Raw genomic sequence first — 7,135 nt, 5'->3', positions numbered from 1 at the left:
GTATTTAGAACTCACACATCCGGGCGAGGCCCGGACGCCCCGCGCCCTCTCCGATCAACTCTGCGCAATGGCGCGAGAGGTTGAGAAGCTGCGCCTGCCCCCTCCGGCCCTCCGGGCCACCTCCCCCAAAGGGGGAGGATCTTGGTTCGCGCATTCAGATGCTCCCCCTCTGGGGGAGCTGTCGCGGAGCGACTGAGGGGGTCCGCGCAAGCGGAACCTCCTCCCCGGGCGGGGAAGCGGCGAAGGCCAGTGGGGCGACGTTCCTAGCGTCCGAGGGACGCCGGCGCGTCCAGCGCCAGTTCCGCCCTACAGCGCCGCGGCGATCTTCGCGGCCAGGGCCTTCAGCTCTTCGGCGTCGGCCATGCCCTCGCCGTGGCGGCCCAGCGCCTGGCCCTCGTAGCGGGGAATGACGTGGAAGTGCAGGTGGAACACCGTCTGGCCGGCCGGCGAGCCGTTGAACTGGGTGACGACGACGCCGTCGGGCTTCAGGGCCTGCGTCACCGCCCGGGTCGCCTTCTGCACCGCGCCGATCAGCCGGCCCAGGGTCTTGGGCTCGGCCTCCAGCACGTTGCGCGCCTTCGAGGTCTTGGAGATCACCAGCAGGTGGCCCGGCGACTGCGGGAAGGCGTCCATGAAGGCCAGGACCTCGTCGTCCTCGAACACCTTCGCGCTCGGGATCTCGCCGCGAACGATCTTGGCGAAGATGTTGTCCGGGTCGTAGGTTCCGTGAAGGCTCATGGTCGTCTCCTGTGTGGGACAGGTCCTAGCAAACCAGGGAGGGGGCGCAAGCGTGGGCAAGACCGACGAGGCAGGCCAGGGCCTGACCGACCGCCAGAAGAAGTGGTTCGCCTCGGTGCAGGCCAGCCTGGAGCGCGACACCGGCAAGACCCTCGCCGAGTGGGTCGAGATCGTCCGCCGCGACTGCAAGGAGACCAGACCCAAGGCCCGCGTCGACTGGCTGAAGGCCAATTACGGCCTGGGCGTCAATCGCTGCGCCCACATCCTGGGCGAGGCCTTCCCGTCGGAGTTGGGCTGGGACGACGCGGCCGGCCTGCGCGCGGCGCTGTGGACCGACCCGGCCGCCACGGCGATCCTGCAAGCGATCGAGGCGGCCGCCTCCGGCTTCCCAGGCCTCGTCACCGGCCAGCGCAAGGGCTTCACCGCCTGGTCCGCCAAGGTGCAGTTCGCCGCCGCCAAGCCGGTGAAGGGCGGAACCGTCTCCCTGGGCCTGGCCCTGACGCCAGACGCCTCCCCTCGCCTGGCCGAGCCGAAGAACGAAAGCTGGTCCGAGCGGCTGAAGGCCAAGCTGATGCTCGCCTCCCCGGCCGAGGTCGACGACGAGGTTGCGGCCCTGCTGAAAGCGGCCTGGGACCGCTCCTGAACGGGAACGCGGAAGGCCACAGCCACGTTTTTGACGGCGGGAGGACAAGAGCCATGTCCAAGGAAGCCGATCTCACCGCCAAGTTCTGGAAAGCCCTCAAGAACGACCGCACCGTGATGCTGGGCCTGCCCGATGTCGAGGGCGGCCACAGCCAGCCGATGACCGTCCTGATGGACGGCGATCACAGCGGCCCGATGTGGATCTTCACCTCGGCCGACAGCGACCTCGTCGCCGCCCTGCCCCACGAGCGCGACGCGGTGATGCACTTCTCGTCCAAGGGCCACGATCTCTTCGCCCAGATCGACGGCCATCTGCGCGTCGACACCGACTTCACCACCGTCGAGCGCCTCTGGAACCCTTTCATCGCCGCCTGGTTCGACGGCATGGACGACCCCAAGCTGCGCCTGCTGCGCTTCGAGCCCGAGCACGCCCGCATCTGGCTGAACGAGAACAGCCTGTTCGCCGGCATGCGCCTGATGCTCGGCCGCGACCCCAAGCGCGACTACCGCGACAAGGTCGCCGAGGTCGTGCTGCACTGAGGCTCTACCGCGCCTCGCGGAACGGCGAATATTCCTCGGTGAGCATCTCGATCTCCTGCTCCACCGCCTGGCGCTCGCGCTCCAGATAGCGCGCCACCGGCTCGCGCAGGGCTGGGTCGGCGATCCAGTGCGCCGAGTAGACCGCGCTGGGCAGATAACCGCGGGCGATCTTGTGCTGGCCCTGGGCGCCGGCCTCGACGCGCGGCAGGCCCAGCCGGATCGCGTGCTCGATGGCCTGATAGTAGCAAAGCTCGAAATGCAGGAACGGCACGTCCTCGGTGCAGCCCCAGTGGCGGCCGTAAAGGCAGTCGCGGCCGATCAGGTTCAGGGCCCCGGCGAGCCACGGCCCGCCCGGTCGCCGCGCCAGGATCAGCAGCACCTTGTCGGCCATCCGCTCGTGCAGCAGCGAGAAGAACCGCCGGTTCAGATAGGGCCGCCCCCACTTGCGGGCGCCGGTGTCCATGTAGAAGCCGAAGAAGGCGTCCCAGTGCTCCGCCTTCAGCGCGTCGCCGGACAGGGCCACGATCTCCAGCCCGTCCTGGGCGTCGCGCCGCTCGCGGCGGATGGTCTTGCGGCGGTTCGACGACAGGGCCGCCAGGAAGTCGTCGAAGGTCGCGTAGCCGGCGTTCTCCCAGTGGTACTGCTGGTCCTGCCGGCGCAGCAGGCCGCGATCGCCCATCCAGCCCCATTCGTCGGCGGTCGGGAAGGTCACGTGCAGCGACGAGGCCTTCAGGCGATCGCACAGGGTCAGCGCCCCGCCCAGCAGGGCCGAGCGCGCCTCGTCCGGATCGACGTCCGGCCGCGCGATCAGCCGCGGGCCCGTCACCGGCGAGAACGGCGCCGAGCACTGGAGCTTGGGATAGTAGTCGCCCCCTGCCCGCTCATAGGCGTCGGCCCAGGCGTGGTCGAAGACGTATTCGCCCTGGCTGTGGTTCTTCAGATAGAGCGGCATCACCCCGCCGATCGCGCCATCCACGTCGGCGACGCTGACGTGATGCGGCGCCCAGCCGGTGCGATCGCTGGCGCAGCCGCTCTCTTCGAGGATGTCGAGGAAGTCGAAGCTGACGAAGGGATCGCCGGACGGACCGGCGCAGGCGTCCCAGGCTTCCTTGCCGATGTCGGCGATGCGGCGGTGGATGCGCACCTCCGCCTTAAGCGAACTCACGCCGTGAAGCCCTCGAAGATCAGGTTGTCGCAATGGTCGGAGACGGCGTCCCACTGGTCCTGGGAGCGCACCGTCCAGGCGATGATCGGCATGCCCTTGCCCCGGAAGACGTCGGCGCGCGCGCTCGGCAGCATGTCGAGGCCGAGCGCCAGGAAGTCCGGCCGCGCCAGCTCCACCTGCTCCAGCGCCGCCAGCGACTTGCGCAGCTCCGGCGCCAGCTTGCGGGCGGCCTCGTCGTTCCAGCCGTAGGAATCCAGGCCCCGCAGGATCTGCGGATGATGGTCGGCGAACCAGGCGTGGGAATAGGGATTGAAGCCGATCACCGCGATCGGACCGTTGTGGTCGATCAGGATCTCGGAGACCTTCTTTTCCAATTCCCCCACTTCGCCGAACGGGGTCTTCAGCTCGATATAGACCATGGCCCGGTGGCCGATCACCGCCAGGGCGTCGGCCAGGGTCGGGATGGTCTCGTCCGTGCCCGACAGCTTCAGCGCGCCCAGCTCGGCGGCGGTGTGGTCGCGCAGCCGGCCCTCGGCGCCGGTCAGGCGCTCCAGGCGATCGTCGTGGAAGACCACCGCCTGGCCGTCGGCCGTCAGCTGCACGTCAAGCTCGATGGCGTAGTCCTTGGCGCAGGCGGCCTGGAAGGCGGCCAGGGAATTCTCCGGCGCGCCGCCCGGCGTCCACAGTCCGCGATGGGCCACGGGCGGATCGAACAGGCGCTCCCACGCCTCGCCGAACACCTCGGTCCCGGGACGCGGACGGGCGCGCATCAGAAGACCTCCACCACGGCGTCGACCTCGACGGCGAAGCCCAGCGGCAGCTTGTAGACGCCGACGGCCGAGCGGGCGTGGGGGCCGGCGTCGCCGAACACCTCGACCATCAGGTCCGAGGCGCCGTTGATCACCTTGGGGATGTCGAGGAAGTCCGGGCCGGCCTGCACGAAGCCGCCCAGCTTGACGATGCGGGCCACCTTGTCGAGGTCGCCGGTCGCGGCCTTGATCTGGGCCAGCAAGTTGATCCCGCACAGGCGGGCGGCCTTCTGGGCGGTCTCCAGGTCGACATCGACCCCGACCGTGCCCTTGATGCCGCCGGAAGCGTCGAGCGAGATCTGGCCGGAGATGTGGACGAGGTCGCCCGACCGCACGAACGGCACGTAGTTGGCCACCGGCGCCACCGGTTCCGGCAGCGTGATCCCGAGACCCGCCAGACGCTCTTCCACCTTCGACATTCAAACGCTCCCTTACCGAGTGCGCATGCTTAGCAAGGGGAAGCCTTCGCACAAGAAAAAAGGCCCGGACGCGAGGTCCGGGCCGAAAGGCTGGGTAGACTTGCGAAACGGCCCGCAAGCGGGGCCGTTCCGAAACTTGGGATTAGCGCGCGGCCTGGAACTTCTCGACCGTGGCGGTGACGCGCTCGTTCAGCGGCTTCACCGAGTCCTTGATCGAGGCCGAGACGATCTCCGAGGCCTTGCTGACCTGGGCGATGTAGGCTTCCAGGGCCGACTTGGCCCAGGCGGTCTGCAGCTCGACGGCTTCCTGCACGCTCTTGGCCGAAGCCAGGGCCTTGGCGGCGGCGACTTGATCCTCGGCGGCCTTCTTCGAGTAGGCGAAGGCTTCGGCGCCCAGGGCTTCGGCGCCCTTGGTCGCGGCGGTCACCGAGGCCACGACGGCTTCGAGGTTCTTCTTCGAATGGGTGTTGGCCTCGGCCAGGGCGGCGAGCGACTTGTCGACGCCGTCCTTGAACGCTTGGTTGCTGGCGGAGGTGTATTGCTCGACGGTGCTCTTCAGGGTCTCGGTGACGGCCATGGGGAAGGCTCCTGGGCAGGTGGCGGGGCACGGGTTCGAGCGACGGGTGGAATGAGACGTTCCGCGGCCCTGCCCCATGCGTTGGGACGACATGGTTTTCTCATGTTGCAGTGCAGCAGTCAAACGTTTTTGTGCAGCGCACCATAACCTAGGGTGAAGCTGCTCCGTGCGCTGAGTTCCCGCATGGCGCGAACGCGATGTGGCGATGAACCAACGGAGGCGAAGCGTTGCCGCAACGCCCAAGTTTTATCTCATTCTGCGGCGAAATCGCTCACCAGTTGTTTACTTTGGCGTAAGGCGACAACGCGCATGCTAGGTTCACGCGTGTGGCGGTGCGGAACCGCTCAGTTCAAATGACGGACGTTTGTCGCATGTTCGCCAAGCTTAACTCCGCCCGTAGCCTCCTCGTCGCCGTCGGCTTCGCCGCGGCTGCGCTGGTCGGCGTCGCTGCTCCCACCGTCGCTTCGGCCCAGATCCCGTACCTGCAGCTCAACGCCGCGGAACCCAAGTACGCGGCCATCGTGATCGACGCCAATTCGGGCGAAGTCCTTTACGACAAGCGCGCCGACAGCCCCCGCTATCCGGCCTCGGTCACCAAGGTGATGACGCTGTACCTCACCTTCGAGGCGCTCAGCGAAGGTCGCCTGAAGCTGACCGACCGCGTGCCGATCTCGCCGCGCGCCGCCGCCCAGGCCCCGACCAAGATGGGACTGCGTCCCGGCGACAGCCTCAGCGTCGACGAGGCGATTCGCGCCATGGCCGTGAAGTCGGCCAACGACATCGCCACCGCCATGGCCGAAAAGCTGGCCGGCAGCGAAAGCCGCTTCGCGGCCCTGATGACCCTGCGCGGTCAGGAACTGGGCATGCGCAACAGCCGCTTCGTCAACGCCTCGGGCCTGCCCGACAGCCGCCAGATCAGCACCGCCCGCGACCTGGCCATCCTGTCGCGCGCCACCATGCGCGACTTCCCGCAGTACTATTCCTACTTCAGCCTCAAGGGCTTCGAGTTCCGCGGCAACTATGTGCGCGGCCACAACCGCCTGCTCAACAGCATGGACGGCTTCGACGGCCTGAAGACCGGCTACACCAATGCGTCCGGTTACAATCTCGCCGGCTCGGCCGTGCGCGACGGCCGCCGCCTGATCGCCGTGGTCCTGGGCGGCTCCTCGACCGCCTGGCGCGACAACAACATGGAAGACCTGCTGACCACGGGCTTCGACGTGCTCAAGCGCCGCTCGCACGGCGAGCGCACCACCATCGCCGCCAACCTCTATGAGGACGAGCCGACCGGCCCGATCATGCGCCCCTCGTCCGAAGAGGGCGACGGCGACCAGGCCGGCCTGAAGATCGTCCTGACCGACAACCCCAAGCCCGTCCCGGTGAAGGTCTCCCCCACCCTCAAGGCCGCCAAGGACGCCGCCAAGCCGGCCCCGAAGAAGGTCAAGGGCGAGTGGAGCGTCCAGGTCGGCGCCTTCCAGTCCAAGAGCCTGGCCAACAAGCAGCTGGGCCTTGTGCGCGACCGCTTCGCCAAGGCCGTGGCCGACGCCGAGGGGGCCGTGGTCGGCGCCGCCGGCGGGGCCTTCCGCGCCCAGTTCCAGGGCATGACCGCCGAGGCCGCCCGCGCCGCCTGCTCGGCCATCACCGCCAAGCGCCAGCCCTGCATGGTCATCGCCCCGCGCTGACCCGGAGCTCTGCGAGCTACAATTGAAAAGCCGGCAGCCTCACGGTTGCCGGCTTTTTCATTGCGCTTGATCCGGTCGCTCCCCCTCCTCCGAGCATCCCCGCGAAGGCGGGGATCCAAGCAGAGTCAGCGGGTCTGTCGCCGAGCGCGCTTCACCCTGAAAGTCAGCTTGGGTCCCCGCCTTCGCGGGGATTGAACGATGATGGGTGCGCAGAGGTCCGGGCGCCGGACCCTCACCGCCCCTTGAGCAACCGATCCCGCGCCGCGTTGAGCTGCGCCGCCAGTCCCGCCGTGCCGCCCTTGTCCGGATGGGCCAGGCGGATCAGCCGGGCGTAGGCGGCCTGGATCTCTTCGGCGCCAGCCTGGGCGTCGACGCCCAGGATAGAGCGCGCCTCGCTGGCCGACAGCTGCGCCTTGCCCGACTCGGCCACCTTGCGGATCACCGGCCGCTGGCGGGCCGAGGTGGCGCACCACAGGCCCAGCACGCACAGCGCCAGGGTCGCCGGCCACTGACTGCGCACGCCGGCATAGGCCGCCGCGGCGAAGGCCGCGGCCGAGGCCACG

At 68.7% G+C, this 7,135-nt stretch carries 9 protein-coding genes; 3 read left to right on the top strand and 6 right to left on the bottom strand.

Annotation, left to right across the window (positions count from 1 at the left end; genetic code table 11):
• Positions 1 to 306: 306 nt before the first annotated feature.
• Entirely contained in the window at positions 307 to 738 is a 432-nt protein-coding gene (locus DMC18_RS16315) for an HIT family protein (RefSeq protein ID WP_110119023.1), read from the bottom strand.
• Between the two features lie 52 nt (positions 739 to 790).
• Here DMC18_RS16315 and DMC18_RS16310 point away from each other — a divergent pair, with 52 nt between their 5' ends.
• Both DMC18_RS16310 and DMC18_RS16305 read left to right on the top strand, forming a co-directional pair.
• Entirely contained in the window at positions 791 to 1,381 is a 591-nt protein-coding gene (locus DMC18_RS16310) for a DUF4287 domain-containing protein (RefSeq protein ID WP_233245201.1), read from the top strand.
• Between the two features lie 53 nt (positions 1,382 to 1,434).
• Positions 1,435 to 1,920, top strand: coding sequence for a pyridoxamine 5'-phosphate oxidase family protein (locus DMC18_RS16305; RefSeq protein WP_110119021.1), 486 nt, complete (start codon positions 1,435 to 1,437; stop codon positions 1,918 to 1,920).
• 4 nt (positions 1,921 to 1,924) lie between these two features.
• Here DMC18_RS16305 and DMC18_RS16300 read toward each other — a convergent pair whose 3' ends face one another.
• From DMC18_RS16300 to DMC18_RS16285, 4 genes are all read right to left on the bottom strand, one after another.
• Positions 1,925 to 3,085, bottom strand: coding sequence for a GNAT family N-acetyltransferase (locus tag DMC18_RS16300; protein WP_110119020.1), 1,161 nt, complete (start codon positions 3,083 to 3,085; stop codon positions 1,925 to 1,927).
• Positions 3,082 to 3,855 carry a glycerophosphodiester phosphodiesterase gene (locus DMC18_RS16295; RefSeq protein ID WP_110119019.1) on the bottom strand — a complete coding sequence of 258 codons (774 nt, stop codon included), beginning with the start codon at positions 3,853 to 3,855 and terminating at the stop codon, positions 3,082 to 3,084. The genes DMC18_RS16300 and DMC18_RS16295 overlap by 4 nt, the downstream gene beginning before the upstream one ends.
• The gene (locus DMC18_RS16290) at positions 3,855 to 4,313 is read right to left on the bottom strand and encodes a RidA family protein (protein WP_110119018.1); all 459 of its coding nucleotides are present in this window, start codon (positions 4,311 to 4,313) and stop codon (positions 3,855 to 3,857) included. Before DMC18_RS16290 ends, DMC18_RS16295 begins: the two co-directional genes overlap by 1 nt.
• A gap of 142 nt (positions 4,314 to 4,455) precedes the next feature.
• Positions 4,456 to 4,890 carry a phasin family protein gene (locus DMC18_RS16285; RefSeq protein WP_110119017.1) on the bottom strand — a complete coding sequence of 145 codons (435 nt, stop codon included), beginning with the start codon at positions 4,888 to 4,890 and terminating at the stop codon, positions 4,456 to 4,458.
• Between the two features lie 371 nt (positions 4,891 to 5,261).
• On the opposite strand from DMC18_RS16285, the gene DMC18_RS16280 reads away from it, so the two are divergent.
• Positions 5,262 to 6,572, top strand: a complete 1,311-nt coding sequence (locus tag DMC18_RS16280; protein ID WP_110119016.1) for a D-alanyl-D-alanine carboxypeptidase family protein — start codon at positions 5,262 to 5,264, stop codon at positions 6,570 to 6,572.
• 232 nt (positions 6,573 to 6,804) lie between these two features.
• Here the strand turns inward: DMC18_RS16280 and DMC18_RS16275 are convergent.
• Positions 6,805 to 7,135 (bottom strand): DnaJ domain-containing protein (locus DMC18_RS16275; RefSeq protein ID WP_110133106.1); only part of this gene is annotated, 331 nt, incomplete at its 5' end.

The sequence above is a fragment of the Caulobacter sp. D5 genome (assembly GCF_003185805.1).
Taxonomy (GTDB): domain Bacteria; phylum Pseudomonadota; class Alphaproteobacteria; order Caulobacterales; family Caulobacteraceae; genus Caulobacter.
The sequence above is the reverse complement of the archived record's forward strand: the minus strand, read 5'-3'. Positions and strand labels throughout refer to the sequence as shown.

Coding starts and splice junctions, on each gene's coding strand:
- DMC18_RS16315 (WP_110119023.1), bottom strand. CDS start 738: ATGAGCCTTCACGGAACCTACGACCCGGACAACATCTTCGCCAAGATC.
- DMC18_RS16305 (WP_110119021.1), top strand. CDS start 1,435: ATGTCCAAGGAAGCCGATCTCACCGCCAAGTTCTGGAAAGCCCTCAAG.
- DMC18_RS16295 (WP_110119019.1), bottom strand. CDS start 3,855: ATGCGCGCCCGTCCGCGTCCCGGGACCGAGGTGTTCGGCGAGGCGTGG.
- DMC18_RS16290 (WP_110119018.1), bottom strand. CDS start 4,313: ATGTCGAAGGTGGAAGAGCGTCTGGCGGGTCTCGGGATCACGCTGCCG.
- DMC18_RS16285 (WP_110119017.1), bottom strand. CDS start 4,890: ATGGCCGTCACCGAGACCCTGAAGAGCACCGTCGAGCAATACACCTCC.
- DMC18_RS16280 (WP_110119016.1), top strand. CDS start 5,262: ATGTTCGCCAAGCTTAACTCCGCCCGTAGCCTCCTCGTCGCCGTCGGC.